The sequence below is a fragment of the Streptosporangium sp. NPDC048047 genome (genome assembly GCF_040653115.1).
Classification (GTDB): Bacteria; Actinomycetota; Actinomycetes; order Streptosporangiales; family Streptosporangiaceae; genus Streptosporangium.
Window position 1 is genome coordinate 86,057 of sequence record NZ_JBEZNH010000012.1, and the last position, 25,122, is coordinate 111,178.

The 25,122-nt window shown below is 72.7% G+C and carries 24 protein-coding genes, 1 tRNA gene and 2 pseudogenes; 15 read left to right on the forward strand and 12 right to left on the reverse strand.

All coding sequences use genetic code 11. The annotated features are described in order from the left end of the window. The first annotated feature begins 51 nt into the window (after positions 1–51). The 4 genes from AB0D67_RS13510 (at position 52) to AB0D67_RS13525 (ending at position 4,777) form a co-directional block, all read left to right on the forward strand. On the forward strand, positions 52–2,226 hold the full coding sequence (locus AB0D67_RS13510) for a (Fe-S)-binding protein (RefSeq protein ID WP_362933589.1): 2,175 nt from the start codon (positions 52–54) through the stop codon (positions 2,224–2,226). Between the two features lie 311 nt (positions 2,227–2,537). Continuing rightward, positions 2,538–3,332, forward strand: coding sequence for a hypothetical protein (locus tag AB0D67_RS13515; protein WP_362933592.1), 795 nt, complete (start codon positions 2,538–2,540; stop codon positions 3,330–3,332). Next, entirely contained in the window at positions 3,329–4,477 is a 1,149-nt protein-coding gene (locus AB0D67_RS13520) for a glycosyltransferase (protein WP_362933595.1), read from the forward strand. The genes AB0D67_RS13515 and AB0D67_RS13520 overlap by 4 nt, the downstream gene beginning before the upstream one ends. An 18-nt stretch (positions 4,478–4,495) precedes the next feature. Further along, positions 4,496–4,777 (forward strand): metal-sensitive transcriptional regulator, encoded by a 282-nt coding sequence (locus tag AB0D67_RS13525; protein ID WP_362933598.1) that lies wholly within the window; start codon positions 4,496–4,498, stop codon positions 4,775–4,777. Positions 4,778–5,281: 504 nt separating this feature from the next. On the opposite strand, the gene AB0D67_RS13530 is transcribed toward AB0D67_RS13525, so the two are convergent. Beyond that, positions 5,282–6,706: a hypothetical protein gene (locus AB0D67_RS13530; protein ID WP_362933601.1), complete on the reverse strand. Its 1,425-nt coding sequence runs from the start codon at positions 6,704–6,706 to the stop codon at positions 5,282–5,284. A 168-nt stretch (positions 6,707–6,874) separates the two neighbouring features. Further along, positions 6,875–7,426 carry a gamma carbonic anhydrase family protein gene (locus AB0D67_RS13535; protein WP_362933604.1) on the reverse strand — a complete coding sequence of 184 codons (552 nt, stop codon included), beginning with the start codon at positions 7,424–7,426 and terminating at the stop codon, positions 6,875–6,877. A gap of 138 nt (positions 7,427–7,564) precedes the next feature. Between AB0D67_RS13535 and AB0D67_RS13540 the strand changes: the two genes are divergently transcribed. After that, a complete protein-coding gene (locus AB0D67_RS13540) occupies positions 7,565–9,058 on the forward strand; it encodes a hypothetical protein (RefSeq protein ID WP_362933607.1) in 1,494 nt (497 codons plus the stop codon). A 219-nt stretch (positions 9,059–9,277) separates the two neighbouring features. On the opposite strand, the gene AB0D67_RS13545 is transcribed toward AB0D67_RS13540, so the two are convergent. The 4 genes from AB0D67_RS13545 to AB0D67_RS13560 all read right to left on the reverse strand — a co-directional run bounded on the left by AB0D67_RS13545 (position 9,278) and on the right by AB0D67_RS13560 (position 11,985). Beyond that, positions 9,278–9,496 carry a hypothetical protein gene (locus tag AB0D67_RS13545; protein WP_362933610.1) on the reverse strand — a complete coding sequence of 73 codons (219 nt, stop codon included), beginning with the start codon at positions 9,494–9,496 and terminating at the stop codon, positions 9,278–9,280. Between the two features lie 126 nt (positions 9,497–9,622). Then, positions 9,623–10,375, reverse strand: a complete 753-nt coding sequence (locus AB0D67_RS13550; RefSeq protein ID WP_362933613.1) for a GntR family transcriptional regulator — start codon at positions 10,373–10,375, stop codon at positions 9,623–9,625. Positions 10,376–10,525: 150 nt separating this feature from the next. Continuing rightward, a complete protein-coding gene (locus tag AB0D67_RS13555) occupies positions 10,526–11,068 on the reverse strand; it encodes a VanZ family protein (protein ID WP_362933616.1) in 543 nt (180 codons plus the stop codon). A gap of 218 nt (positions 11,069–11,286) precedes the next feature. Beyond that, positions 11,287–11,985, reverse strand: a complete 699-nt coding sequence (locus tag AB0D67_RS13560; protein ID WP_362933619.1) for a dienelactone hydrolase family protein — start codon at positions 11,983–11,985, stop codon at positions 11,287–11,289. A 303-nt stretch (positions 11,986–12,288) separates the two neighbouring features. On the opposite strand from AB0D67_RS13560, the gene AB0D67_RS13565 reads away from it, so the two are divergent. After that, positions 12,289–12,609: a hypothetical protein gene (locus AB0D67_RS13565; protein ID WP_362933622.1), complete on the forward strand. Its 321-nt coding sequence runs from the start codon at positions 12,289–12,291 to the stop codon at positions 12,607–12,609. Here AB0D67_RS13565 and AB0D67_RS13570 read toward each other — a convergent pair whose 3' ends face one another. The 3 genes from AB0D67_RS13570 to AB0D67_RS13580 all read right to left on the reverse strand — a co-directional run bounded on the left by AB0D67_RS13570 (position 12,610) and on the right by AB0D67_RS13580 (position 16,574). Next, the gene (locus AB0D67_RS13570) at positions 12,610–13,422 is read right to left on the reverse strand and encodes a hypothetical protein (protein WP_362933625.1); all 813 of its coding nucleotides are present in this window, start codon (positions 13,420–13,422) and stop codon (positions 12,610–12,612) included. 897 nt (positions 13,423–14,319) lie between these two features. Then, positions 14,320–14,697: an MmcQ/YjbR family DNA-binding protein gene (locus AB0D67_RS13575; protein WP_362933628.1), complete on the reverse strand. Its 378-nt coding sequence runs from the start codon at positions 14,695–14,697 to the stop codon at positions 14,320–14,322. 143 nt (positions 14,698–14,840) lie between these two features. Then, positions 14,841–16,574 (reverse strand): pyruvate dehydrogenase, encoded by a 1,734-nt coding sequence (locus tag AB0D67_RS13580; protein WP_362933631.1) that lies wholly within the window; start codon positions 16,572–16,574, stop codon positions 14,841–14,843. 338 nt (positions 16,575–16,912) lie between these two features. Here AB0D67_RS13580 and AB0D67_RS13585 point away from each other — a divergent pair, with 338 nt between their 5' ends. From AB0D67_RS13585 to AB0D67_RS13600, 4 genes and pseudogenes are all read left to right on the forward strand, one after another. Next, on the forward strand, positions 16,913–17,260 hold the full coding sequence (locus AB0D67_RS13585; protein WP_362933634.1) for an STAS domain-containing protein: 348 nt from the start codon (positions 16,913–16,915) through the stop codon (positions 17,258–17,260). 56 nt (positions 17,261–17,316) lie between these two features. After that, positions 17,317–17,562 (forward strand): annotated as a pseudogene (locus AB0D67_RS13590) (SDR family oxidoreductase); the annotation flags it as partial. Between the two features lie 52 nt (positions 17,563–17,614). After that, positions 17,615–17,708 (forward strand) — tRNA-Sec (locus tag AB0D67_RS13595). 194 nt (positions 17,709–17,902) lie between these two features. After that, entirely contained in the window at positions 17,903–18,397 is a 495-nt protein-coding gene (locus AB0D67_RS13600) for a GNAT family N-acetyltransferase (protein WP_362933637.1), read from the forward strand. Between the two features lie 9 nt (positions 18,398–18,406). On the opposite strand, the gene AB0D67_RS13605 is transcribed toward AB0D67_RS13600, so the two are convergent. The 3 genes from AB0D67_RS13605 to AB0D67_RS13615 all read right to left on the reverse strand — a co-directional run bounded on the left by AB0D67_RS13605 (position 18,407) and on the right by AB0D67_RS13615 (position 20,402). Further along, positions 18,407–18,811 carry a YbaB/EbfC family nucleoid-associated protein gene (locus tag AB0D67_RS13605; protein WP_362933640.1) on the reverse strand — a complete coding sequence of 135 codons (405 nt, stop codon included), beginning with the start codon at positions 18,809–18,811 and terminating at the stop codon, positions 18,407–18,409. 65 nt (positions 18,812–18,876) lie between these two features. After that, entirely contained in the window at positions 18,877–19,890 is a 1,014-nt protein-coding gene (locus AB0D67_RS13610) for a hypothetical protein (protein ID WP_362933643.1), read from the reverse strand. After that, positions 19,887–20,402, reverse strand: coding sequence for a hypothetical protein (locus AB0D67_RS13615; RefSeq protein ID WP_362933646.1), 516 nt, complete (start codon positions 20,400–20,402; stop codon positions 19,887–19,889). The genes AB0D67_RS13610 and AB0D67_RS13615 overlap by 4 nt, the downstream gene beginning before the upstream one ends. A gap of 256 nt (positions 20,403–20,658) precedes the next feature. On the opposite strand from AB0D67_RS13615, the gene AB0D67_RS13620 reads away from it, so the two are divergent. The 5 genes and pseudogenes from AB0D67_RS13620 to AB0D67_RS13640 all read left to right on the forward strand — a co-directional run. Continuing rightward, positions 20,659–21,588: an SseB family protein gene (locus tag AB0D67_RS13620; RefSeq protein ID WP_362933649.1), complete on the forward strand. Its 930-nt coding sequence runs from the start codon at positions 20,659–20,661 to the stop codon at positions 21,586–21,588. Beyond that, positions 21,588–21,974, forward strand: a complete 387-nt coding sequence (locus AB0D67_RS13625) for a hypothetical protein (protein WP_362933652.1) — start codon at positions 21,588–21,590, stop codon at positions 21,972–21,974. Before AB0D67_RS13620 ends, AB0D67_RS13625 begins: the two co-directional genes overlap by 1 nt. Positions 21,975–22,411: 437 nt before the next feature. Continuing rightward, complete coding sequence (locus tag AB0D67_RS13630; protein WP_362933655.1) at positions 22,412–22,819, forward strand: YbaB/EbfC family nucleoid-associated protein; 408 nt, start codon at positions 22,412–22,414, stop codon at positions 22,817–22,819. A 4-nt stretch (positions 22,820–22,823) separates the two neighbouring features. Continuing rightward, complete coding sequence (locus AB0D67_RS13635; RefSeq protein WP_362933658.1) at positions 22,824–23,177, forward strand: hypothetical protein; 354 nt, start codon at positions 22,824–22,826, stop codon at positions 23,175–23,177. Between the two features lie 101 nt (positions 23,178–23,278). Further along, positions 23,279–25,122 (forward strand): annotated as a pseudogene (locus AB0D67_RS13640) (hypothetical protein); the annotation flags it as partial.

Consider the following 25,122-nt stretch of genomic DNA (forward strand, 5'->3'; position numbering starts at 1 on the left):
GATGACCGGCGGTCGTACGCTGGCAGCCAACGCCGTCTGTGGGAGGACCCCGTGCTCTGGGTAGCGGTCATCGGGCTGGTCATGACAGCCGTCGCGGTCACGCTCGCCGCGCGTCGCGTGTTGTTCCTGTACAACCTCGCCACCGTCGGGCCACCCGCGCCCGAACGGATCGAGTACGCCAGGAACAACGTGGGCGCGGAGATCAAGGCCCAGCTCGTCGAGGTCTTCGGGCAGAAGAAGCTGCTGAAGTGGACCCCGTCGGGCACCGCCCACTTCTTCGTCATGTGGGCGTTCTTCATCCTGGCCACCGTCTACCTGGAGGCGTACGGCGCACTGATCCAGGGCGGCGTCACCGGCAGGCCGGACTTCCACATCCCCCTCATCGGGACCTGGCCCGTCCTGGGCTTCCTGCAGGACTTCATCGCGGTCGCCGCCCTGCTCGGGCTGGTGGCCTTCACGGTCATCCGGATCAGGAACTCGCCCAAGAAGCTCGGCCGCAAGTCGCGTTTCTCCGGCTCGCACCTCGGCGGCGCCTGGCTCGTCCTCTTCATGATCTTCAACGTGATCTGGACGATGTTCCTCTTCCGTGGCGCCGCCTTCAACACCGGCAACCTGCCCTACGCCTCCGGGGCGTTCGCCTCCGAGGCGGCCGCCGCGCTGCTGCGGCCGCTGGGCGAAACGGCCAACGAGGTGCTGGAGGGCGTCGGGCTGCTGCTGCACATCGGCGTCATGCTGGTGTTCCTCGTCATCGTGGTGAACTCCAAGCACCTGCACATCTTCACCGCGCCGCTGAACGTGATGTTCTCCCGCCGCCCCGACGGCAACGGCCCCGCCCAGCCGCTGCGGATCGACGGCCAGGTCGTCGACTTCGAGGACGAGGACCTCGACGGTGACCGGCTGGGCCGCGGCAGCATCAAGGACGTCGGCTGGAAGGGCTTCCTCGACTTCTACACCTGCACCGAGTGCGGCCGCTGCCAGTCGCAGTGCCCGGCCTGGAACACCGACAAGCCGCTGTCGCCGAAGATGCTGATCCTCGACCAGCGCGACCACGCCTTCAAGATCGCTCCCTACCTCATGGCGACCGAGGAGCAGCGCGCCGACCTGCACGAGGACGTGCTCGCCCTGCTGGACAAGCCGCTGGTCGGCGAGGACGGCGTCATCCACCCGGACGTGCTGTGGTCCTGCACCAACTGCGGCGCCTGCGTCGAGCAGTGCCCGGTGGACATCGAGCACATCGACCACATCCTCGACATGCGCCGTTACCAGGCGATGGTGGAGTCCAACTTCCCCACCGAGGCCGGCGTCATGGTCCGCAACCTGGAGAACAAGGGCAACCCCTGGGGGATGTCCGAGATGAAGCGGGCCGACTGGATCGAGGAGCTCGCCTCCCGCGAGGAAGACCCCATCGAGATCCAGCTCGTCGACGAGAAGATGCCCGAGGACACCGAGTACCTCTTCTGGGTCGGCTGCGCCGGCGCCCTGGAGGACCGGGCCAAGAAGACCACCAAGGCGGTCGCGGAGCTGCTGCACGTCGCGGGCGTGAAGTTCGCCGTGCTCGGCCCGATGGAGGCGTGCTCCGGTGACCCGGCCCGCCGCCTGGGCATGGAGTACCTCTTCGACATGCTGGCCAAGCAGAACATCGAGACGCTGAACGAGGCCGGGGTCAAGAAGATCGTCGCGACCTGCCCGCACTGCTTCAACACCCTGGCCAACGAGTACCCGCAGCTCGGCGGGACCTTCGAGGTCGTCCACCACACCCAGCTGCTGGCCAGGCTGGTGGACGAGGGCCTGCTGGTGCCGGTCACGCCGATCGACGAGAAGATCACCTACCACGACCCCTGCTTCCTGGGCCGGCACAACAAGGTCTACTCCCAGCCGCGCGACATCATGGCCAAGGTGCCCGGAGTGCGGACCCAGGAGATGCACCGGCACAAGGACCGTGGCTTCTGCTGCGGCGCCGGTGGCGCGCGGATGTGGATGGAGGAGCGGCTCGGCAAGCGCATCAACACCGAGCGCGTGGACGAGGCGCTGACCACCGACCCCGACACCATCTCCACGGCCTGCCCGTTCTGCCTGGTCATGCTGGGCGACTCGATCAACGAGAAGAAGAACGCGGGCGAGGCCAAGGAGAGCCTGGAGGTCGTGGACGTCTCCCAGCTCCTGATCAGGTCCATCAAGGGGCAGCCCGCCGAGCCGCCGGCCGAGCCGGCGGGGACGGCGGTCTGAGGCGCGGCGCCGCGGTTCTCCGGCTCCGGAGAGGTTCCGGGTCACGCTCCGAAGAGTCTCCGGGGGACTCCGGGTCACGATCCCGGGCCTCTCCGGATCATGCTCCATGGAGGCCCGGGACCCCGCTCCGGCGGGGTTCCGGCCCTCACCGTCTGAGAGCGGCGTGACCACGGTCCGTGTTTGCCGGTCGCACTGACAACCGGTCAAGGTGGTGAGAAAAGGACATCAGGTCCTAAACTCTTTCTCCACATAACGGGTAAATCACGGTAACCTCAACGTCGCACAGCTCATTCGACGGGAGGGGGCTAGTGATGCGCGTCATCGTCACCGACGCCGAGGTCACGCTGGCCGACGTCCTCTCGTTACGCGTGGCCGCCGACGCTCCGCTCACCGGCCACGCCGACCTGGTCCTGCGTCACCGGGCCACCGGGACCGAGCGCCGGGTGGCGCTGGGGCCCTTCGGTGAGGAGACGCGGGACGCGACGCTGGCGGTCTCCCTCGCCCCGCTGACGCTGGATCCCGGCCGCTGGGACACCTACCTCGAACGCGGCGAGACGCGCGACCGGATCCACAGCGTCGACCCGGGTTTCTCCCTCGACCGCCTGGAGACCTACGCGCTGGGCCGCCGTACCCTCGCCTACCGTTCCTACCGCACCCGCACCGGGTTCCTGGCGCTGCGGGTGGAGCGGGCCGCGCCCGCGGCCGAGGTGCGGGCGGTGTGGTTCCGGGAGGGGCGCTTCGAGGTCACCGGGGTACTGGCCTTCACCGGGCTCGACGACGACGAGTCACGGCACGAGGCGCGGCTCGCGCTGCGCCGCAACCGGCCCGACGCCGCGCTGACGGTCGGCGCGACGGTCCAGGGGGTGCGCTTCCACGCCGCGCTGTCCCTGTGCGACGTGCTCGCCGCCGCGCCCGAGCACCCCGGCACCTGGGAGCCCTCGCTGGAGGTGGACGACCTGGCCGAGCCGCTCCGCCTGGGATCCTGGCTGGACGACGTGGACGGCAAGCGCCGCCGCCTGCACTACCCGGCCGCGCGGATCGACGGGGTGCCGATCCGGCCCCGCTACACGCTGGACGACGAGCTCAGGATCGAGGTCGGCGGGTGAGGATCTGCCTGCTTGTCCCCTCCGTCTACGGCATGCGCGGCGACGCCCGATCGGTCGTCAACCTCGCGGAGGCGCTCTCCTCGCGGCATGAGGTGGAGATCCTCAGCGTCCGCCGTCATCGGGAGCGGCCGTTCTTCCCGGTGCGGGCCGGGGTGAGGCTGTCGTGGGTGGTCGACGACCGGCCCGGCGTGCGGCACCTGCTCCCGTCGGGACAGGTCCGCACCGACGTCGCCCTGTGGCGGCGGCTGCGCTCCCTCAAGACCGACGTGCTGATCAGCACCAGGCCGGGCCTGAGCGTCCAGGCGGCCAGGCACGCGCCCCGCGACGCCGTACGGATCGCCCGCGAGTGGGGCCGCCCGCCGGCCGTCGCGTCGATCAGGCGGTTCTACCCCCGGCTGGACGCGGTCGTCGTCGCCACCGAGGCCGGCCGCGCCGAGTGGGAGGACGTGGCCGGGGGGACGGCCACGGTCACCGTGATCCCGGACGCGCTTCCCGGCGGCCCCTGGCCGCGCTCGCGGATGGACAACCGCCTCGTCGTGGCGGGCGGGCGCTGGGTGCCGGCGAAGTCCTACGACCTGCTGATCCGCGCGTTCGCCACCGTCGCCGACAAACGCCCCGACTGGCGGCTGCGCCTGTACGGCGGGGGCCCGGAGGACCGGCGGCTGCGCGCCCTGGCCGCCGAACTGGGCCTGCACAACCACGTGTACTTCATGGGCACCACCCCCGACCTCGCCGGAGAGTTCGCCAAGGCGTCGATCGTGGCGACGACCGCCAGGACCGAAGGGCTCGGGATGACCGTGATCGAGGCCCTGGCCAGCGGGGTGCCGGTGGTCGGGTTCGACGGCCCCGGCGGGGCGGGGGAGTTCGTGACCGACGGCCGCAGCGGTGTGCTGGTCCCCCCGGGACCGGACGGGGACCAGGACGGCGCCGGACCCGCCGGGGAGAACGGGGACCGTGAGCCCGCCGGATCCGCCGGGGAGAGCGAGGTCCGGGCGTACGCGTCCGCGCTGCTCGCCCTCATCGACGACGAGCGGCGGCGCAGGGAGCTCGCGGCCGGCGCGCTGGCCGCGGCCGCCCCGCACCGGGCCTCCTCGGTGGCCGAGCGCTGGGAGAAACTGATCGCGGACGCCGCCCGCCCCGCCTGACGCGGGTACCGTTGGGACATGCATGGGTACAGCGGAGACAAGCAGGCCTACCTGACCCGCCTGCGGCGGATCGAGGGGCAGATCCGGGGCCTGCAGCGGATGGTCGAGGAAGACTCCTACTGCATCGACATCCTGACGCAGGTCTCTGCGGCCACCCGGGCGCTCCAGGCGGTGGCGCTCGGCCTGCTGGAGGACCACATCCGTCACTGCGTCGCCGACGCCATCAACGGCGGAGGGCCCGAGGCGGAGGAGAAGGTCAAGGAGGCATCGGCGGCGATCGCCCGTCTCGTCCGGTCGTGACTAGTCACCCGGCGGCCCGGACGGTCATCCGGGCGAGGGCGTCCCGGACCCCTCCGAGGGAGCCCGGGACGCTTTCCGGTCTTCCGGACGGTTGGTAAACCCAACGGCTTCAGCAGATCGCCGAAGCGCTCAATCCGAGCGCGTTGTCGAGCTCCGCCAAGGTAAGCGGCCGTTCGCTGATGGCGACGGCGGTAAGCACCTCGGCATAGAGCGCGATCTCGTCCAACGCGACACGGTCGTGGACCCTAGAGTCCAGGTCGTCGTGCCCCACCGCGTCGTCCTTCCTTCCGCAGCCCACACCCACTTCGAGGTTACGGCGGAGGGTCCCCGCGTTCCCATGGCCCATCGGGACCATTCCTGGCGTCCCCACCACACCCTCGGAGGGGTCATTTCCCGGCTGCGAGATCACAATTCAGCCAATCGGCGGTACCGGTCGTCTGAGAACGCTATAAGCGGAGTAAGCGAGGAATAACTCCATTCGTGGTTTAACCGAGTGGATCTTTGTCAGAAGTGACGGAACGGGTTTCCAGGGACGTTCGGGGCTCCCGGGCTCCTCGGGGCCTCCGGTCCCGTAGAGCCCGCCGGGCCGTCCTGGTCGTTCTGGCCGTCGGGGTCGTCCGGGTCGGGATCGTCGCGCTCGTGGATCAGCCGGTGCACGACCGCCGAAGCCGTCACGAACCCCCGTCCGGGAACCGGGGTCCCGGTGAGGCGGCACCACGCGAGCCCGGCGGCGTAGGCGGTGCCCAGCAGCGCCGCGGCCCCCGCCCGGTCCGGCGGGTGCAGGGCCGCGGGCAGCTCCCCGGCGCGGGGCCAGCACTTCCGCAGCGGGTGCGACGGGTCGTCCAGCGCCACCCGCAGCATGTGGCGCAGCTCCGGCTCCAGCCACGGATACAGCTCCCCGGCCGCCTCGGGAGCGGTCTCGGACAGGTCGGCGGCGAGCAGAGAGGCCGCGACGGCCCGGGGGTCGGCCCCCTTGGCGGCGACGAACCCGAGCGCCACGACCAGGTCGTAGAGCACGTGCTGGAGGTGCTCGCCCGGCGAGGTCTCCGGCAGCGTCACGTGGGGCGGGCAGCGCTCCAGCCACGCCCGCCGTACGGCGTGGTCGCCGGTCTGGGCGGCGGAGGGATCCACGCCCGTACGGCGGAGCACCGGCGCCACCATGGCCAGCAGGGCGTCCGCCCGAGGCCGGAAACGGGGGTCGGCGCGGATCACCTCTGCGGTGTCCGCCATGAGCGCCACCAGGCGGCGCCCGGCCTCCGGATGGCCGGCCCTGACCCGCTCGCCGTACAGGGCGGCCAGGTCCTCCAGGGAGAAGGGGGACAGCCACCGGACCCACTCGTCGCCGGGCAGCGGCCGGGCCAGGAACTCGCCGAACATCGACAGCAGCACCTCGTTGCCGTCGAAGGCGGGGGCGTAGGCGCACCACATGAGCGTGCCCCAGACGGCGGCCACCGGGCTGGCCACCTCCTCGGCGAAGACCTCGGTGAACGGGCCGGTGAGGGGGAAGTCCTCGCGGCGCCTGCCGCGCTGGGCGGTCAGCAGCTCGCGCACCCGGCCGGTGATCCGGGGAGGAACGTCGGGACCGACGAACCCCTGGACGGAGCCGCGGCCGGCGGTGACGTCCGGGCCGTGCGGGACCACGTGCCGCGGGATCACCGACGTGTCGTGGGAGACCCGCGACGCGGCGCGGAACTCCGGGTCGATCGGCGGCGCGGCCGGGTGCCAGCGGCCTCCGGCCGGGTCGTGGCGGTGCCACCGGGCCTGCGCGCCGAACAGCCAGCGCCCGCCGTCCGGGGCGGTCAGGACGCGCGACGCGATGGCCTGGGCCCGCGCGGCGTCCGGGAGCGCCGCCCACCGCGGATCGGCCACCATGGCGCGCACGTCGCCCTCGATGGCGTCGAAACAGTCCCAGCGCGACACGGCGGCCATGTTACCCGCGGCCTCCCCAGCCGTCCCGGGCCCCGGGGCGGCCGTTCCCGGCCGTGAGCGCCGTGGACGCCGTGGACGCCGTGGGAACGCCGGACGCCGGGAACGCGGTACGGCGCCGCGCCTCCCACGGGCCGGTGTCTCCGGCGGGACGGCGGCGCGGGGTGGTGGTCAGGGGAGCCGGCCGGGCGGGACCGGGACGGCGGCGCGGTGCCGGGCCGCCTTGGCCGCGTAGTTGTCCGGGGTGCGGGCGAAGGACGCGCGGTCGTCGTCGGTGAGCTCGCGGACGATCCTCCCGGGGACGCCCGCGACGAGCACCCCCGCCGGGATCTTCTTGCCGGGGCCCACCAGCGCCCCCGCCGCGACCAGGGAGCCCGCGCCGATCCTGGCCCCGCCGAGCACGATGGCCCCGATGCCGACCAGCGCCCCGGTCTCCACGTGGGCGCCGTGCACCATGGCCTTGTGGCCCAGGCTGACCCGCGGTTCGAGCACCGTGGGCTCGCCGGGGTCGGCGTGCAGGCAGCACAGGTCCTGGACGTTGCACTCCTCGCCGACCTCGATCAGCTCGTCGTCGCCGCGGAGGACCGAGCCGTACCAGACGCTCGCCGCGCGGCCGAGCCGTACGCGGCCGACGACCACCGCGCCCGGGGCGACGTAGGCGTCCGGATGGATGCTGGGGGCCGCGTCGCCGTCGAGGGAGGCGATGTACGGGTCGGTAGTCACGCGTCCGATGTTACGCGCCGTGAAGTTGTCCGATATTTCCGCAAGCAGGTGAGGCGTTCCGGTTGCGGACTTGGCCGGTAAGCAGGAAAGTCGTCTACCGACGTCTCCTTTCCGCCACCAACCTCCACGGGTAGCAGCATGACAAACGAGCACGACAGCTTTCCCGATCTGATGCAGGAGAACCTGTTCGAGGTCGCGATGCGCGGTTACAGCCGTCGCCAGGTTCACGAGTACATGAACCGCACCCGGGCGCAGATCCGCGACCTCGAGGAGCGACTCGCCCGGGCGGCCGAGCAGGTAGAACGGAGCCGGATCGAGCTGGCCGACGCCCGGCGCAGGATCTCCGACGCCCCCCAGGACTACGACGAGCTCGGCCAGCGGCTCAGCCAGATCCTGAAGCTGGGCGAGGAGGAGGCGGCCGCCAAGCGCGAGACGGCCATCGCCGAGGCGAACAAGCTGCGTGACGACGCCGCGACGGAGGCGGAGCGGCTGGTGGGCTCGGCGCGGGAACGCGCGGAGGCGATCCTGACGGCGGCGCAGCAGGAGGCCGAGCGCAGGGTCGCCGACGCCACCGCCACGGCCGAGAAAAGGCTCACCCAGGCGGGGCAGGAGGCCGACGAGACCATCGGCACGGCCCGCGCCGAGGCCGAGGAGGCCCTGCGCGGCGCGCACGCCGAGGCCGAACGGATGCTCACCGCGGCGCGGAACGAGGCCGAGCGGATGGTCGAGGGCGCCCGCGCCGAGGCGGAGTCCACCCTGGGGCACGCCAGGGCCCAGGCCGAGGCGGCCGTGTCCTCCGCCAACGCCGAGGCGCACTCGACGCTCACCGCGGCCCAGCAGCGGGCCGCGGTCCTGGACGAGACGACCGGCCGCCGGGTGACCTACCTCACCGACACCCACCGGGAGGTGGTGCGCCGTCTCACCGAGATGGGCGCCGTCCTGGGCGACCTGCTCCACCGGGAGGGCGCGGCCGGGTCCCTGATCGACGAGGACGCCGTCCTGCCGCCCGCGCCCGTGCGGCCCGCCCCGATCCCGGTCCCGGCGGACCAGGAGACGCAGGCGCTCCCCGGGGCGCCCGTCGCGGCGCCGGGGGCCGAGCCCCACCACGGAGCCGGGCCCGGCTCCGGTCCTGACGCCGGGGCCGGCCGTGACTCCGGGCCCGGTTCCGGCCGTGGCTCCGACCGTGACTCCGGCTCCGGTCCCGGCCCCGAGCTCGGTCCCGGTCCCGGCCACGAGCTCGGCTCCGGCTCCGGCTCCGGCTCCGAGCTCGGCTCCGGTGACGAGGTCGTGGACATCGCCGGCCCGGATGCGGAGACCGGTGCCGACGGGGACGCGGGCATCGAGGCGGACGTCGAAGCCGTCCGTGTGATCGTGGCCGAGGACGACGAGGAGAACGAGGCGACCGGGGACGCCCGGGACGTCGGGGGCCGGGCCGGCGCGGGTGACGGGTTCGGTTCGGGCCGCGCAGACCGCGCAGACCGTCCGGACCGTGTGGACGCTTCGGATCGTGCGGACGGTTCGGACAGCGCGGACAGCATGGACGACGCGGGCGGCGTGGACGGCGTGGACGGCGTGGACGGCGGCCGTGCCGACGGTCACCGTACCCCGGCCGCGCCGATCGCCCGGCTCTGACCCGGCGCCGGGCTCGGGCCCGGTACGGTCTGCCTGTTCGTGAGGATCGATCGCACGCGATCCGGCCGCGCCCGGACCGCGGATCGGTCCGGGCGGATCGGTCGGCGCGGAGCCGTCAGGGCGGAAGCCCCCGCCCCCGATAGGGCCCGGGGGCTTCCGCGATTGGGGGCCCGGTACCGGGACCGCGGAAATCGCTGGCCCCGGCACCGGGCGGCTCTCTCAGTGACCCGTTCCGCCGGAACGTTCCTGTTGGTCGAGTAGTTGTTCGCGTAGTCCCTCGGGCTCGTCGGCGTCGATCGTCATCGCGCAGCCGGCCTCGCGTTGCGCGGACGTCAGCGGGTGGTGGCGGGTGGCCCACCACCGCCCCGCGTCACTCCGCCAGATCGTCCAGTCGGGAAACTCCCGGGCGATTTCCGCTAGATGCCGGTCGAATGACATCCCCGCACCTTCCCCGCGCCCGGTCCCGACTGTGTGACGCTCCACCTCCGACGGTGCGGCACCTCTCTAGAGAAATCAATGATCGTGAGGGACAGGTCAACCTATCGGTTGACAGAACGGCTTGATCTATGCGTCGAAGTCGTACTGGAGTACATAGGAGGCGGCGTCGAGGATCATCTCGTTGACCTCCACGGGTCTTCCGTCCGTCGTGTAGGCGGTCCGGAAGATCACGATGATCGGGGTGCCGGCCGGCAGGTCGAGCAGGACGGTCTCGTGGGGGTGGGGCATCCGGGCCCGTACCTCCTCGCTGAAGTGCGCCGGGGCGTGGCCGAGGTCGCGGAGGCGCGCGTACACGCCGCCCTGTCCCGTGTCCTCCCGCGTGATCGCGGTGCCGTCCACCAGATCGGCGGGGAAGTGGGAGACCGACAGCTGCACCGGCCTGCCGTCCACCGAGTAGCGTCGTCGCCGGACCCACACGTCCGCGCCGCCGAGCACGTGGGCCACGGCCTCCTCCGCGGTCTCCCGTTCGATGTTCATGTCGTCCACGGTGTAGGGACGGCCTCTGGCGTCGGATTCCCAGATGGCCCGTCCCCGTCCCCATTGTTCGTGGGAGAGCCGGCGGGAACCGTGCCGTCTGATCGGCCGGAACTGCCGGACGTACACCCCCGAGCCGCGTCTGGGCACGGCGAGTCCTTCGTTGATGAGCACGGACAATGCCTGTCTGGCGGTCGCACGGGCTATGCCGTGCCGCCCCATGAGGGCGTTCTCGCCCGGAAGCCGGTCCCCGTCTCGGAGTTCGCCGGACAAGATCGCTTCGCGAAGCTCGTCGGCGATACGCCGGTAGATCGGGGGCTCGGGAGGTACCGGGGATTGCTGCACGTTTGATCACCCTCTGTCACCAACCGGGTTTGGCGTCTCCAGAGAACTTGCCCCGTCTTGTCCACGATCGCACAGATACAGAGGTTGGTCGCGTGCTTCTTTTGAGAGGAACGTGCCCGTGTGGCGATCTCCGCGCGTTTCACCGGGCCGTTACCGAGGAACGGTTCCGCCCGCTATTCGGGAGGCCCACCACCGGCGGGTGATCGCCGCCGCCAGTACGGCACCCGCCGTGTTCACCAGCACGTCGTCGACGGAGGTCACCCGGCCGAGGCGCAGGCCGTACTGGAGGAGTTCGACGGTGAGTGAGGAGGCGGCGGCCACGGCCGCGACCGCGGCGAGGGAGGAGAACCGCGCCGACCGCGCCGGAAGCAGGGCGCCGAGCGTGGCGAAGACCAGAAGGTTCCCTCCGACCTGCACGAACGCGGTCTGCGGCGGTCCGTGGAGCACGGCCGCGAGGTCCCGGAACGGGATGAGGCTGACGCCTCCCTCGCCGCCCGTGGGGGTGAGGATCATCCACGCCCAGGGGGCGGTCCCGGCGACCATGGCGACGTCGGCCAGGGCCGTGCGGACCGGATGGGGGCGTCCGGCCCGGGCGCGGCGGAGGGCCAGGAGGCGGGCGGCGACGAGGGCCGGTGGAATCGCCAAAAGCGCCGCGACGATGATATTTCCCCATTGCTCCCATGCCTGCCGCATGGGAGCAATGATGCCGGGTGCGGCCCCGGGCGGGCGGTCCCCCGGAGAGGGGCCGGATAGGGAAAGGTGACCCTCCGGCCAGGTCCCCTTCCGCGACCCGCGCCCTGATCAGGAGACGCCGGACGGGACCCGAGGCCGTACGGACCCTCCCCGCTCCACCGCGCCCGATCCGGGCGCCGCGGTCGTCTCGCGCACGGTGCCCGATCCGGGTGCCGCGGTCATCCCAGGTGGCGCCGGAGGAACTCCACGGCCCGCTCCCAGGCGACCGGTGCGGCCGCGGGGTCGTAGAACTGCGGGGCCTCGTGGTTGTGGAAGGCGTGTCCGGCCTCCTCCGCGACGTGCATCTCCACGTTCGGCCGAGCGGCGGCGGCCTGCTCCACCCTGGCGACCTGGTCGCGCGGGATGTAGGGGTCGGAGCCGCCGAACACGAACAGCAGCGGGGCGGTGATCTTCTCCATCATGCCGGTGGCGTCCGGTACGGCCGAGCCGTAGAACGACGCCACCGCGTCCACCTCGGCGGTCGCCGCCAGGAGATAGGCGATCGAGCCGCCCAGACAGAACCCGACCACCCCCGCCCGGCCCCGCGCCTCCGGCAGCGCCCGAAGGTGCGCCAGCGCGATCGCCGAGTCGGCCACGCCCTGCGGCAGGTCGAACCCGGAGGCCAGTTCGAGCGACGCCGCCGTTCCGGCCTCGTCGTGACCGGACACCCAGCCGGGCCGCAGCCGCCAGAACAGGTCCGGCGCGCCGACGACGTACCCGAGCGCCGCCAGGTCCTCGGCGACCTTCCGGATGTACGGCCCGACACCGTAGATCTCCTGGATCAACAGGACGACCGGGCCCGAACCCCCCTCCGGCAGCCACAGGTGCATGTCGAACGAGCCGTCGGCGACGGCGACCGTCTCGGTGCGGGTCTTCATGGGTCCTCCTGCTTGTCGTCCTGATACGGCGGCATCCCGGCACGGCCTCCCCGATGCGGCGGCCCCGCCACAGAGGCGCCCTGCCACAGAGGTTTCCTGGGACAGAAGCGTCCTGGGACAGAGGCGTCCTGACGCAGCGGCCAGAGAACCGTATGCCCGCTGGAGCGCCCGACCCACGGCGGAGATGACCGCCGCGCCGCCGGGGACACCGGGGACGCCCGGACGAGGGCGGCCGATGCGCGGCACGGCTCCGCGGCCGGAACGCACGGCGGAGCGGCCGGGGCGCGGGCCCGCGCCGAGAGCGTGGCGCTGACGTCGCTCTTCATCGACCCGGTCGAGGAGCTGTGCGCGCCGTACGGCCTGGAGCTCGCCTCGCCCCGCGACCCGGAGCGGCGCGGCAGCCAGGTCGGCTTCGGGCGCCCGGAGGGCTGTCCCGTGATGCGGGCGCTGATCGACCGCGGCGTCCACGGCGATTTCCGCGCCCCCGACCTGCTGCGCTTCGGCTTCGCCCCGCTCCGCATCGGCTTCGCCGACGTCCACGACGCGGCCACGGCCCTGGCCGAGGTGCTCGGCCGGGAGCCGTGGCGCGACGAGCGTTACCGACGGCGGCCGGCCGTCACCTGATCAGGGGTCGATCCCGCGCCGGCAGCCCTTCGTGTGGCAGTCCCACAGCACGTGCCCGTGGAAGATCGGTCGCGTGGTCTCCCAGTACTTCCAGCCCTCCACCCTGGCGGGCACGTTGGCGATGCCCGCGACGACCTTGTGGAAGCCGCAGGTGCTGGTGCGGTACCAGGCCGAGAACCCGACCCGGTAGCCGAAGACGCGATACCACAGGTGGCCGTACATGTCGTCGGAGATCTCGTGGGTGTACTCGTGCCCGGCCTCGACGATGTACTCCTCGGCGATCAGCGGGTTGAGGTTGTTGCGCAGCAGGCGGAGGATCTCGTCCCGGTCGATCCGCGGGCCCCTGGTGAACTCCAGTTCCCTGCGCTTGTGCTCGATCTTCTCCCGCTCGAACTCGACCTCGTAGTACACCCGGTGCTGCCGGGTCACCGTCGCGGTCACCGAGCCGCCCGGTCCGTCGATGAAGTGGGTCCGGGCCAGGAAGAAGTTCCTCGGGTGGAAGTTGTCGATCCTGAAGAGGAAGCGGGGCCGGCAGATGTCGTCCCAGCCCCGGCGCAGGCGGGGCCTCGGGGTCCGCCGGGGGTTCGGGCTCACCACGGACCTCGACAGGGCGAAGGAGGTGGCGGTGGCGCTCGCGCTGGGAGTGGCCTCCGCGGTCTCGGAGACCGAGGGGGCGGGCGTGGCCGTGGCCGTCGCGGTCGGCGTGGGCGTCGGCTGCCGGAGCGCGGCGGGGCGGGCGAAGCCCAGCTTGATGAAGCCGCCGCGCCTGCCGGGTGCGACGAACCGCTTGGTGGGACTGACCGGCTTGTTCATCGGGCCGAGGGCGGCGGATCCGCCGTTCCCACGCCTGCCGCCCCCGCGGGCGTCACCCCCGCGGGCGTCGCCCCCGCGGGCGTCGTCTCCGTGAGCACCGTTTCCGTGAGCACCGTTTCCACGGGTGCCGTTTCCGAGTGCACCGTTTCCACGGAGGTCGCTGCGGTCGCCGTTTCCACGGTCGTTCCCGCGGGTCTCGTGTCGGCGGGCGTCGCCTCCTCGGGCGCTCTCTCCTCGGGTGTCGTTCCCCCGGGCGCCGTTCCCCCGGGCACCGTTCTCACGGGCACCGTTCTCACGGGCACCGTTCCCGCGGGTGTCGTCTCCGCGGGCGGGGCCGCGCTCCGGCCGCCGGTCGTTCCTGAGCCCGCGCGCCGTGCCGGAGTCGTCCGCCCTGGCCCCCCGGTGCGGGGCCTGCCCGGACGCCCAGGGGCCGGGCGAAACGGCGGGCCGCGGATAGGCGGCGGAGACCGGGGACGCGCCGGAGGAGGGCTGGGCGATCGCGGCGACCGCCGCGACGAGCGACCCGGCCACCCCCAGCGCCGCCATACCCTTCACCGGGCGCTGTCCCTTCGGCCGGGCGGGCCGTCCCGTGGCGTCTTCGGAGTTGGGCGTGACCATGGAGATACCGTTCCTTCTGGAACGCGGCACTGCGGCCGCGACTGACCCGCCGGCCGGAACAGTGGTTCCTGCTCGCGCAGATCGCTCAGCGTTACAGGAAAGATACTTACAGTCGCCTTATGCCGTTGTGCGGAGGCACGCCGACAGAGTGGGGATCCGGTCCGCCGGGTGGCGTATCGACCGGATTTCCATGGTCGTCCTCCGCCGCGCGCAACATCCCGGCCGGCTGCGACCGGCCGGGAACGTCGGGCGCGGTCACCGGCCGGGGGCCGGGCACGGCTACGGGCCGGGGGCGTCGAGCGCGGCCACGAGCCTCTTGGGGGCGACGGCGCGGTAGCTCTCCTCGACCCAGTCGAGCAGCACCTCGGTCTCCGGTGGCGCGCCGCCGTCCAGCGGGATCGTCACCCAGTGCGCCCGGCCGAGGCCGTACCGCGAGGGCTCGGCGCCCGCCACGCTGAGGGCGTGGCCGTGTGACTCCGGCAGCTTCAGCCAGACGGCGGGCCGCCGGCTCTCGCCCGGATCCTCCGCGCCGAGGAACGCGAAGATCTTCTTGTTGACCTTGACGACGGTGTCGCCCCATGGGTGGTCCTCGTACGCCTCGGGCAGGCCGAGGGCGAACTCACGCAGTGTCCGGCGGGTCTCGCGCCACTCATCCATGGCGGTCATCATGGCCGGGACCGCCGACAGTTCCGCACCGGCGGTTCCGCACCGACCGCCGACCGCCGACCGCCCGGCCGCCACCCCACGGCCCCGCCGAACCGCCACCCCACCGCCCCGCGGTCCGGAGCCGGCGGGTGAGGTCAGGGGCGCGGGATGTTCCGCAGGTTGGCCCTGGCCAGATTGATCATGCGGCCGACCCCGCCGTTGAGCACCACCTTGCCCGCGGCCAGCGCGAACCCCTTCACCTGCTCCTGGGTGACGCGCGGGGGGATGGACAGCGCGTCGGGGTCGGTGAGGACGTTCAGCAGGTACGGTCCCGGCGTCGCGAGCGCCGTGGCCAGCGCCTTCTGGATCTCGGCGGGCTTCTCCACCGTCGCCGAGGGGATGCCCATCGCGGCGGCGACGGCCGCGTAGTCCACCGGCGCGGAGTCGGTGCCGAAGTCGGGGAAGCCGTCCACCAGCATCTCCAGCTTGACCATCCCGAGCGAGGAGTTGTTGAAGAGCACGACCTTCACCGGCAGGTCGTGCATCCGGACGGTCAGCAGTTCGCCGAGCAGCATGCTCAGGCCCCCGTCGCCCGAGAGCGAGACGACCTGCCGTCCGGGGGCGGCGAACGCCGCGCCGATGGCGTGCGGGAGGGCGTTGGCCATGCTCCCGTGCCAGAAGGAGCCGATGACGCGGCGACGGCCGTTGGGCGTGAGGTAGCGGGCGGCCCAGACGTTGCACATGCCGGTGTCCACCGTGAAGATCGCGTCGTCGTCGGCCAGCTCGTCCAGGACGTCCGCCACGTACTCGGGGTGGATCGGCACGTGGCGCTCGATGTTGCGGGTGTAGGCGTCCACGACCTGGTCCAGCGTCTTCAGGTGCCGGTTCAGCATCCTGTCGAGGTAGCGCCGGTCGGACTTCTGCCTGACGGAGGGCAGCACCGCCCGGAGCGTCGCGCCGACGTCGCCGTGGACGCCGAGTTCGATCGGGGTCCTGCGGCCCAGGTGCGCCGGGTCATGGTCGATCTGGACCGTCTTGCGGCCGGGCAGGAAGTCCGGGTAGGGGAAGTCCGTGCCCACCAGCACCACCAGATCCGCCTCGTGCATGGCCTCGTAGCAGGCGCCGTAGCCGAGCAGCCCGCTCATCCCCACGTCGTAGGGGTTGTCGTACTGGATCCACTCCTTGCCGCGCAGCGCGTGGCCGACCGGCGCGAGCGTGCGCCCGGCCAGCTCCATGACCTCGGCGTGGGCGTCCCGTACCCCGGCTCCGCAGAACAGCATGACCTTCTGCGCGGTGTTGAGCGCCGCGGCCAGCTCCTCCACCTGCTCCGGCGGGGGCGCGAGCGTGCCCGTCCGGGTGACGAAGCGGTGGTGCCCGGTCTCGTTCGGGGCCTGCTCGCCCGCGACGTCGCCGGGAAGGACGACGACCGACACGCCGCCGTCGCCGACGGCCTTCTGGACGGCGACGCGCAGCACCCGGGGCATCTGCGCGGCCGTACCGATCATCTCGCAGAAGCCGCTGCACTCGGTGAACAGGCGCTCGGGATGGGTCTCCTGGAAGAACCCGGTGCCGATCTCGGCGCTGGGGATGTGTGAGGCCAGGGCGAGCACGGGGGCGCCGCTGCGGTGGGCGTCGTACAGTCCCTGGATCAGGTGGGTGTTGCCCGGTCCGCAGCTTCCCGCGCAGACCGCCAGGCGGCCGGTGATCTGCGCCTCGGCCGCGGCGGCGAACGCCCCGGCCTCCTCGTTGCGCACGTGCGCCCACTCGATGCCGGGCGTCCTGCGGATCGCGTCCACCACGGGGTTGAGGCTGTCGCCCACCACCCCGTAGACCCGTTCGACGCCGGCCTGGCGCAGTACCTCGATGAACTGCTCTGCGACGGTTGCCATGATCTCGTCTCCCCCTCGCTTCTCGCCTCATCGGATACCTGACCCGATTCGACCGGGTCACTCGCGGGGGAGAGTGATTCGTGGTGGCCCCGGCCGCTCACGATCTTTCCCGTCGCGGCCGGGAGGGCGCCGTACGGCCTCCGGAGCCCCCGTACGGCCGCCGTACGGCCCCGGGAACGGCCGTACGACCTCGGGAGGGGGCCCTGCGCGGCTCCGGGAACGGCCGCCGATGTGTCCGTGCCGGTGATTTGTCTTATCTTGTGCGTGATAGATGCCCGATAAGGCGACTTCGTCGTGGGGAGCTTGAGCCGATGGTGCAGCCACCTGAGGGAACGACCTTGAGTTCCGACCTCGAACCGCACGGCAGGATCGGCGTCGTCCGGGTGGGCGACGCCCTGGACTGGAGCACCGCCCCGGACGTGCGGACCCTGGTCTCCACGATGTGGGACGGCCTCGCGGGCGGGTGCCTGGTCCTGGACCTCGGCGCGACGACCTTCTGCGACTCCACGGGGCTGGGGACGCTGGTGTCGATCTGCACCGACAGCGGGGACCGCGGGGTCCGCCTCATCGTGGCCGCGCCCCCTCCGGGCGTGCTCCGCATGCTGCGCATCACCGGCCTGAGCGCGTTCTTCGAGCTGTGCGACAGCGCGGAGGACGCCCTGCGGAGCGCGCGGGCGGACCTCTGACGCGGACCGACGCCGCGATCGCCTACCTCTCCGAGCACGAGGACGCCGAGCACACCCGGAGCCTGGTCGAGCGGCGGATCAGGGTGAACGCGGTGGCGCCCGGACCGGTCTGGACGCCGCTAATCCCCGCGACCATGCCGGAGGAGAAGGTCGAGAAGTTCGGACAGCAGGTGCCCATGGAGCGTGCCGCGCACCCGGACGAGATCGCCCCGTAGTACGTCTTCTTCGCCGCCGACCGGCTCTCGTCGTACTACACCGGGGAGGTCCTGGCCCCGATCGGCGGCGAGACCCTTCCCGGCTGAGCCGAAGGCCGGGGTGCCGTCGGTGGAGCCGGAGGCCGGTAGCATCGCCCGCGGAGGCGTCAAGGTGTCTGGTGGCCCTCCCGGTCTTCAAAACCGGTGGCGTCGAGCATCTCGGCGCGGCGGGTTCGATTCCCGTCCGCCTCCGCGGCGATGCCCCGGGGCTCCGCGCCCCGGGGCCTGCCCGGGTTCTCCGGGGCCCGCGTGGTCCGCGCCGGGACGATGCGGGATACGCCGGGGACGGTGCGGTACGCGCACGAGCCGGTCGGCGTGGGACACGGGACAGGCGTGCCGGGGCCGAATTCGGTTGACCGCTTCGGACGGCCCTGGGAAGACTCCCGCCATGGAATCCGATGAGCGCGTGGAACTGTGGCCGCTGGACGAGGAACGGCTGGAGGCGCTGCTGGACGCCGCGGTCGCCGACGCCGACCCGTACGAGGTGATGCCCCCCGTCGAGGGCCCGGAGGGCTGGACGCCCGCTCGGCGCCAGGCGTTCCTGGACTTCCACCGGTCGCGGTCCCTGGCTCCCGTCCCGGTCGAGGCCACCTACGCCATCGCGGTCGGCGGCCGGGTGGCCGGCGCGGCCCGGCTGCTCCTCCACCAGGGCGGCGGCGACGTCGAGACCGGCGTCTGGATCGGCCGCTCCCAGCGGGGGCGGGGTGTCGGCGCCGCGGTCGTCGGCCTCCTGCTCGCCGAGGCGGCGAAGACCGGGGCGCGGCGGCTGGTCGCCACCACCACCGTGGACAACGGGGCCGCCCGGCGGCTGCTGGCGGGCGCGGGGGCCGAGCTCACCGAGGACGGCGAGGGCGGGGTGGACGCCGTGGTCCGCCTCGGGTAGCCCTCCGGGTCAGAGCCGGTCCAGGTTTCCCAGCCGGCGGGCGAGCTCGGCCTCCTGTTCGGCCATCGACCGTTCGAAGTCCTGACGCATCCTCCCGAGCCCGTCCCAGAACCGCGCGTGGTCGAGGGGTTCCCCGGAGGCGTCACCGGGCTCCGCCGGGCCGAGCGTGCCGTCGACCAGTTCCCGCGCCCTGCGCTCGCCGTCCTCCTGGGCCCGCCGTACGGCGGCGCCGACCTCCCGGGCCAGCTCGTGGCTGTCCAGGCGCATGGCACGCGGGTCGAAGGCGATGTCCAGCAGCCGGCCGGACGGCCCGGTGACGGCGCGGACCAGCCCGCCGGCAGCCTCGCCCTCGCCGATGATCTCGCCCAGTCCCTCTTCCATCCGGCGCAGGGCCGCGTCGTCGGGGTGTCGCACGGGTCGTCCTCTCGTGGTCGAATCCGAGCCGGGGCAGGCAGGTCCCGCCGGGTCTCCGGCGGCGCCTACCTGAACTTCCAGCCGGGAGGGAAGATGGCCGCCCGCAGGCCGTGCCCGGTCAGCTTGGCCGCCCACTGCTCGGGCGTGGGCAGGACCTCCTCGCCGTCGTCGCTCATCAGGTTGTAGGCGGGGGTGTAGCCGAGGCCGGAGCCGGACAGGCGGGCGATCAGCTCGGTGACACGGGTGGGCGCCGCCCCGCGCAGGGCCGTCGCCTTGACCCCGTCGTAGACGAGGGCGTAGGCGCCGTTCGCCGCGGCGATCCTGCCGAGCTCGGTGGTGTTCTCCCCGGCGGAGCCCGTCGGCAGGCCGTGCGACGCCTGGACGCCCCGGGTGATGCCCAGCGAGACGGAACCGTAGGCCGCGCCGTCCAGGACCATGTAGAGGAGCGTCGTCATGGCGTACTTCGGGAACGCCATCGCCATGATCCTCCCGGCGCTCAGGGCGAAGGCGGACTTCATGCCCTGGGCCACCTTGATCAGCGCGGCGATCCGGGCCGCGGCGAAGCCGTACAGGGCCGTGGTCATCGGCTGGAACATCACCAGCCACAGGATCTGCAGGAGCAGGTCCTCGATGTCGGCGAGGTTCTTCCGGGTGGTCTCGACGAGCTGGGCGTACGCCTCGCAGCCGGCGGCCACGACGCGGCAGTCCCTCGCGAGCTGCGGCGCGTAGCCCCGGACGACCCCCTGGTAGAGGGTCTGGAACGCCTCGACGGCCTCGCCGCCGTTGCGGGGGTTGTTCCACACCGCCTCGGCCAGGGCGTCGGCCCGGCCGGAGACACCCCCGCCCGAGCCGTTCCCGCCCGAGCCGTTCCGGCTCGGGTCCCCGCCGTCGATGTCGTCGGCGAGCCGGTTGAAGATCCGCGCGATCTCCCGCAGCCGTTCCGGCGGGATCTCCGGGGCGGTCACCCCGGCGTAGATCTTCAGCGCGGCCAGGGTGGCGGTGCCCGTCCCGAGGAGGAGCATCATGCCGCGGGTGGGGGACAGCGCGGACACCGGCGACAGCGACAGCGGCGGCGTCATCGGCCGTCCCGTTCGGGCGCGGGGCCGGGCGCCGGGTCGGGGACGGACGCGGGAGCCCCGCCGGAGGACGGAGCCATCGGAGCCGCCGGGGGCGCGGGCGTGGGCCCGGGGACCGGGCCGGGCGCGGCCGTGCCCGGCGGAGGTCCCAGCGGCGGGCCGCCGGCCGTGTAGTCGGGAACCTTCGCCAGGTCCTCGGCGAGTCCCCAGTCGACGTTCCAGACGTTCCGTCCCGCCATGAGCAGCCCCTCCCCGATGTCGCCATAGGCGCCGGCGAGATCGCGGGTGAGCTCGATCATCTGGTCGCGCCTCGGGGTGAACCACCGGAGGAACCGCTGGTCCGTCTCCTCGCCCTCGGGCAGGGGCCCGAGGGCCGCCAGGGCGCCCACGGCACGGGCGACCGCCTCGCCGAGGTCCTCGCCGGCCACCCGGAATCCGGGGGCCACCACGTTCTCCAGCTGGTCGTGGTCGACCTTCATGGGGGCGGCCGGACCGCCGGGAGATGGCTCCGTCAAGTAACGGCTCCTAACCGGGAACGGGACGAAGATGCCGGGCGACGAAAGTTTCGTCCGTTTATATTCCCGATCGGATACTTTGCGGTTAAGGCCCTATTAATACAGCGGTATCCAAGATCCTGTACATCGTCAGTGAGCAGGACGTACGGGCGTGGCGGTCCTTCGGCGCGGCCGGCCCCGCGGTCCGGGTCCTCCGGCGGTGATCCGCCGGGCGGGCCCCGCGCCCGGCGGCGGCGGACGTCCTAGGGTGGTCGTCGTGCAGGAGTGGCGGCCCGAGAGCCCGTTCGAGAAGCGACTCCAGGCGGCGTTCGCCGCGGGAGACCTCGCGGTCTGCCTGGGACTGATACGGCAGACCGAACTCGGCCTGCCGATCAGCCAGGCCGCCGCGGAGGGAAGGGAACCGGCCGCCTGGCCGACCTTCGAAGCCGACGGGCGCACCTGGCTGGCCGCCTACACCTCGGCCGACGCCATGCGCGCCGTCCTTGGGGAGACCGCCGAACACGTCCGCGTCGTCACACTGACCGAACTGGCCGCGGGCTGGCCCGACCCCCGATGGGGGCTGGCGGTGAACCCGGGTCTTTCGGCGCCCTTCTTCCTGGAGGCCGGTACGGTGGCCAGGCTCGCCGTGCCGTCCCTCGTCCAGGAGCGCCTCGCCGAGCCCGGCTCCGGGCCGCCGATGGTGCAGAAGCTGCTCCGTCCCGCCGACCTGTACGCCCATGTCGCCGGGGGCGAGTCCCGGGTCTCCGGATACTGCCACCGGGCCCGGGACGTCGCGCACATCGCGACCCCGGCCGTCCTGGCGGACGCGCTCGGGCAGGCGCGGGAGGAGGGGGTGGTCACCGACCAGGGGTCGGTGAACATCCTGCGGTGGCGCGCGGTCGGGCTCGACCTGTACCGCACCCCCTACGGCGGCGTCGACGAGGCGTCGCGGGCCGCGGTGGCCGGGTGGGTCGTCGAGGAACCGCCGTTCGTGGGCATGGGGCTCGTGCCGAACGCCGAGCAGGTCATCCGCGAGTACAGGGTGGACGGTCTCGGGTTGCCCCACGGCGCCGAGATCTGGGAGCTGACCGTGGACGGGGTGGAGTACCGGCGCGCGGTCTACGACGGTGACCTCGGACGCTGGATGCTGGTCGGCGTCGCGCCGGCGGGCGGGGCGCCGGTGGACGGCACGGAAGGGGCGGCGTGATGTGGCATTCCTACCGGGCACGCTGGCGGGGGACGGAGTACGCCGCCAGCCCCGACCCGCGCCCGGACGCCGTATGGGTACGGCTGCGCGTCACGGAACCCGCCGAGGGGTTCGAGGAGGTCGAGCCGGGCTGTTTCGTGCGGCCGGTGCCGGCCGGGGAGTGCGAGTCGATCTCCTTCGTCACGACCGTCTGCGAGTGGCGCGGCGCGCCGTTCCAGGTGCGCGACAGGCATGGTGACACGCTGCTCCTCGAATACGTCGGGGGACTGCTGCCGGTCGCCCGCGAACTGGAGCTGGAGCGGATCGAGCGCGGTGTCCACCGGCGCTGGGTACCCGGGCACGAGGTGACCGATCTCCGGGAGAACGTCGTCTTCCTGGAACCCTGACGGCGTCCCCGGCTCGCGTCTTCACGCTCCGTCCCGCTGTTCCGTCTCGCTGTTCCGACCAGCTGTTCCGACCAGCTGTTCCGGCCCGCGTCCGGTCTGCCCGTCCCGCCGTTCCGCCCGCTGCTCCGGTCCCCGTCCGGTCCGCCCGGCCTCCGCCCGTCCCGGTCCCGCCCCTCGTCCCGTCCCCGGTCGCCCTCGGAGCGGGCCGCGGGAGTCCACGACGCCTCGGTCTTCCGCGAGATGACGTCGTTTATGGCGTTGTATGAGCGCTTTCAGTGGCATTTGGTGCTTGCCGTACCACAGGGGCGGATGTCAGGATGATCGATAATTCACGAAGATTTAACGTGCGAATCGTCCAGACGTCGGCGGGAGCACAGGAGGCGAAGCGGTCGCGGCGGCCACCGCCACCGGTCCCGCGCTTCGAGGGGGAGGTCGATGTGGAACCTTTCGCGGTCTCGGACGAGGCGAGGAGCATGCAGGCCTACGCCGAGGAACTGCGCGCCACCTTCACCCGTCTGCAGGAGCAGGGACCGGAGATCCACCGGCAGGCGAGGGCCGTCCAGGTGACCGAGAAGTCGCGGGACGGGCTGGTGTCGGCGACCGTCGGCGCGCGCGGCGACCTGGTCAGGCTCGATCTCGACCCCCGCATCTACCGGCGGCAGGACTCCCGGGAGCTCGCCGACGTCATCACGGACACCGTCCACCGGGCCACGGAGAAGGCCCGCGCCAGGGTCGTGGAGCTGTTCGAACCGCTGGTCCCCGGCGACCAGATGAAGGCGCATCTGGAAGGCGATCTCGAAAGCGTGCTGGAGCAGATGGCGGCCCAGATGCTCGGGAAGAGGTGACCCGGTGAGTGAGCAGGGCGGTTACGAGCAGGGAGTCGGGGTCCACTACCAGGACGTGTCGCTCGGCCTGGTCCGGTGGGACACCATGTCGGAGGCGGTCCACACCCTGTGGGCGGAGAAGGTGGAGCGGATCCGGGGGCTCAACGCCCTCGCGCCCTGGGGCCGGGACACCGCCGGCACCGCATTCTACGCGGCCTACACGAACAACGGCGGTCCGGAGAAGATGTTCGAGTACGGCGACGGCATCGTGAAGACGGTCACCGAGGCCGGGCCGAAGGTGCGGGACAACGTCGGCACCACCAGGGCGACGGACGACCGCGAGCGCGTCGCCATGAACAGGCTCATGAAAGAGGTGTGACCGGCACCGAGCCTCCCCGCCGCACCGCCGGCGCGAGGAGGATCCGGGCGCGCGGGGCGCCCGGCCGATGACCTGATGAGCATCACAACGGGGGAGATGGCGTGACCGTCAACACGGATTCCGCCGGGGGCCGCACCGGGGGCGGTTCCGGTGGAATCGGGATCAACCCCAGCGCCGCCGGGGGGGCCACCCCGCCCGACGTCGTGGGCGGCGCCGCACCCGACGTCACGCCCGCATGGGGCGAGAGCCTTCCGGCCTGGGCCGACACCCTGATCTCCTACCTCTCCTCGGGCCAGAACTGGCCGGAGGGGAGCGAGAGGCTGCTGTGGCAGCTCGCCACCGCCTACCGTGAGCTGTGCGAGGGCCTGGGCTCCTGCGTCGAGCCGGGCGTCACGGCCGGCGGCATGATCCTGCAGTCGTGGACGGCGCCGGCGAGCAAGGAGTTCGCCGGGCGCTTCGTCCAGGCGTACTCCGAGAACTCGGGCGTGCCCGTGATGACGCAGCAGGCGGCGGCCTACTTCCAGCAGACCGACAACTTCGCGCGCGAGGTGCAGTACTCCAAGATCTCGATCAACGTCGCGTTCTGGATCGCCCTGATCGCGACCTTCATCGCCCTGCTCGCCGCCTTCTTCAGCGCCGGCGCCACCACCTCGGCGATCGGGCCCATCGCCGCGGCGGCCAGGTCCAACATCGGCCGCATCCTCCAGCGACTGGCCGTGGTCGCCGGACGCACCCCCGGCGGAGTGGTCACCGGTCTGGCCGCCCGCGGGGCGGTCGGTCAGGGCGTCCGGACGTTCCTCGCCGGTCACCTGGGCCGGGAACTCGTCGAGGAGATCGGCGAAGAGGTCTTCATCGACGCCTACACCCAGAACAAGCAGATGGAGATGGGCACCCGCACCAGCTGGGACTGGCAGCGGACCATGGCCTCGGGCGTCGGCGCGGCCGGCGGCGCGGTCATCGGCCTCAAGGCCGCCCCCCTGCTGAACAGGTTCTCCAACCGCATGCCGGTGCTGCGGCGGCTGAACGACTTCGGCGGCACTGACCCGGGGATCATGAACGCCGTCAGGCGGTTCCCCGGCCGCGCGGTGCAGACGGGCCTGAACAACATGTTCGCCTCGCCGGGCGGAAGCATCATCGCCAACACGCTCGTCTACCAGCAGAACCCGCTTGCGGCGCTGCCGGACGGGGAGTCGCTCCTCGGGGCCGCGCTGGGCGGTGCCGGCCGGACGAACACGATCAGCCCGTTCAACCCCGACGTCGCCCTCGCGATCGCCCATCCCCGGGCGACCCTCGACAGCGCCTACGCGGCGGCGGCCGCCGCCGACGCCCGCCTGGCAGGCGGCGACCCGCCGGCCCCGCCGGGCGACCCGGCGGCGACGCCGGGGAACCAGCCCGGCCCCGGGAACCCCGGCACCAACCTCGCGAACGCCCCCGCACCCGATCCCGCAGCGGCCCCGGACCCCGGGAGCGGCCCGGCCGCCGGGAACGGTCCGAGCGCCGGCAACGGCCCGAGCCAGCCCGGCGCCCCGGCCGGGAGCGGCCAGACGGCGGGCGGGGCGCAGGGCCCACAGGTCGCGGGCGTCCCCCCGGTGGCCCCCGTCGCCACGGGCGGCACCCCGTCGACCGCCTCCACCCCGAGCACCGCCCCGTCCGGTCCCGCCCCGTCCGGTCCCGCCCCGGCCGCCTCGTCCCCGAGCACGCCGGCCGCGCCGAACCCCTCGGGAACGCCGGGTACGGCGAGCACCCCGGCGTCCTCCGCCCAGGGGGCGCCGTCCCCGGGCACTCCGGCGGCGTCCACGCCGAGCGGTACGACGCCCGCTTCCGGGAACGCGCAGGGCGGCGCACCCGGGAACGCGCAGGGCGGCGCACCCGGAAACGCGCAGGGAACCCCCTCCGGTACGGCGCCGGCGGCCGCGCCCGACCCGGCCGCGGCTCCCGGGACGAC

Coding starts and splice junctions, on each gene's coding strand:
- AB0D67_RS13515 (WP_362933592.1), top strand. CDS start 2,538: ATGCGCGTCATCGTCACCGACGCCGAGGTCACGCTGGCCGACGTCCTC.
- AB0D67_RS13525 (WP_362933598.1), top strand. CDS start 4,496: ATGCATGGGTACAGCGGAGACAAGCAGGCCTACCTGACCCGCCTGCGG.
- AB0D67_RS13530 (WP_362933601.1), bottom strand. CDS start 6,706: ATGGCCGCCGTGTCGCGCTGGGACTGTTTCGACGCCATCGAGGGCGAC.
- AB0D67_RS13540 (WP_362933607.1), top strand. CDS start 7,565: ATGACAAACGAGCACGACAGCTTTCCCGATCTGATGCAGGAGAACCTG.
- AB0D67_RS13545 (WP_362933610.1), bottom strand. CDS start 9,496: ATGTCATTCGACCGGCATCTAGCGGAAATCGCCCGGGAGTTTCCCGAC.
- AB0D67_RS13555 (WP_362933616.1), bottom strand. CDS start 11,068: ATGCGGCAGGCATGGGAGCAATGGGGAAATATCATCGTCGCGGCGCTT.
- AB0D67_RS13560 (WP_362933619.1), bottom strand. CDS start 11,985: ATGAAGACCCGCACCGAGACGGTCGCCGTCGCCGACGGCTCGTTCGAC.
- AB0D67_RS13570 (WP_362933625.1), bottom strand. CDS start 13,422: ATGAACAAGCCGGTCAGTCCCACCAAGCGGTTCGTCGCACCCGGCAGG.
- AB0D67_RS13575 (WP_362933628.1), bottom strand. CDS start 14,697: ATGGATGAGTGGCGCGAGACCCGCCGGACACTGCGTGAGTTCGCCCTC.
- AB0D67_RS13580 (WP_362933631.1), bottom strand. CDS start 16,574: ATGGCAACCGTCGCAGAGCAGTTCATCGAGGTACTGCGCCAGGCCGGC.
- AB0D67_RS13600 (WP_362933637.1), top strand. CDS start 17,903: ATGGAATCCGATGAGCGCGTGGAACTGTGGCCGCTGGACGAGGAACGG.
- AB0D67_RS13610 (WP_362933643.1), bottom strand. CDS start 19,890: ATGACGCCGCCGCTGTCGCTGTCGCCGGTGTCCGCGCTGTCCCCCACC.
- AB0D67_RS13625 (WP_362933652.1), top strand. CDS start 21,588: ATGTGGCATTCCTACCGGGCACGCTGGCGGGGGACGGAGTACGCCGCC.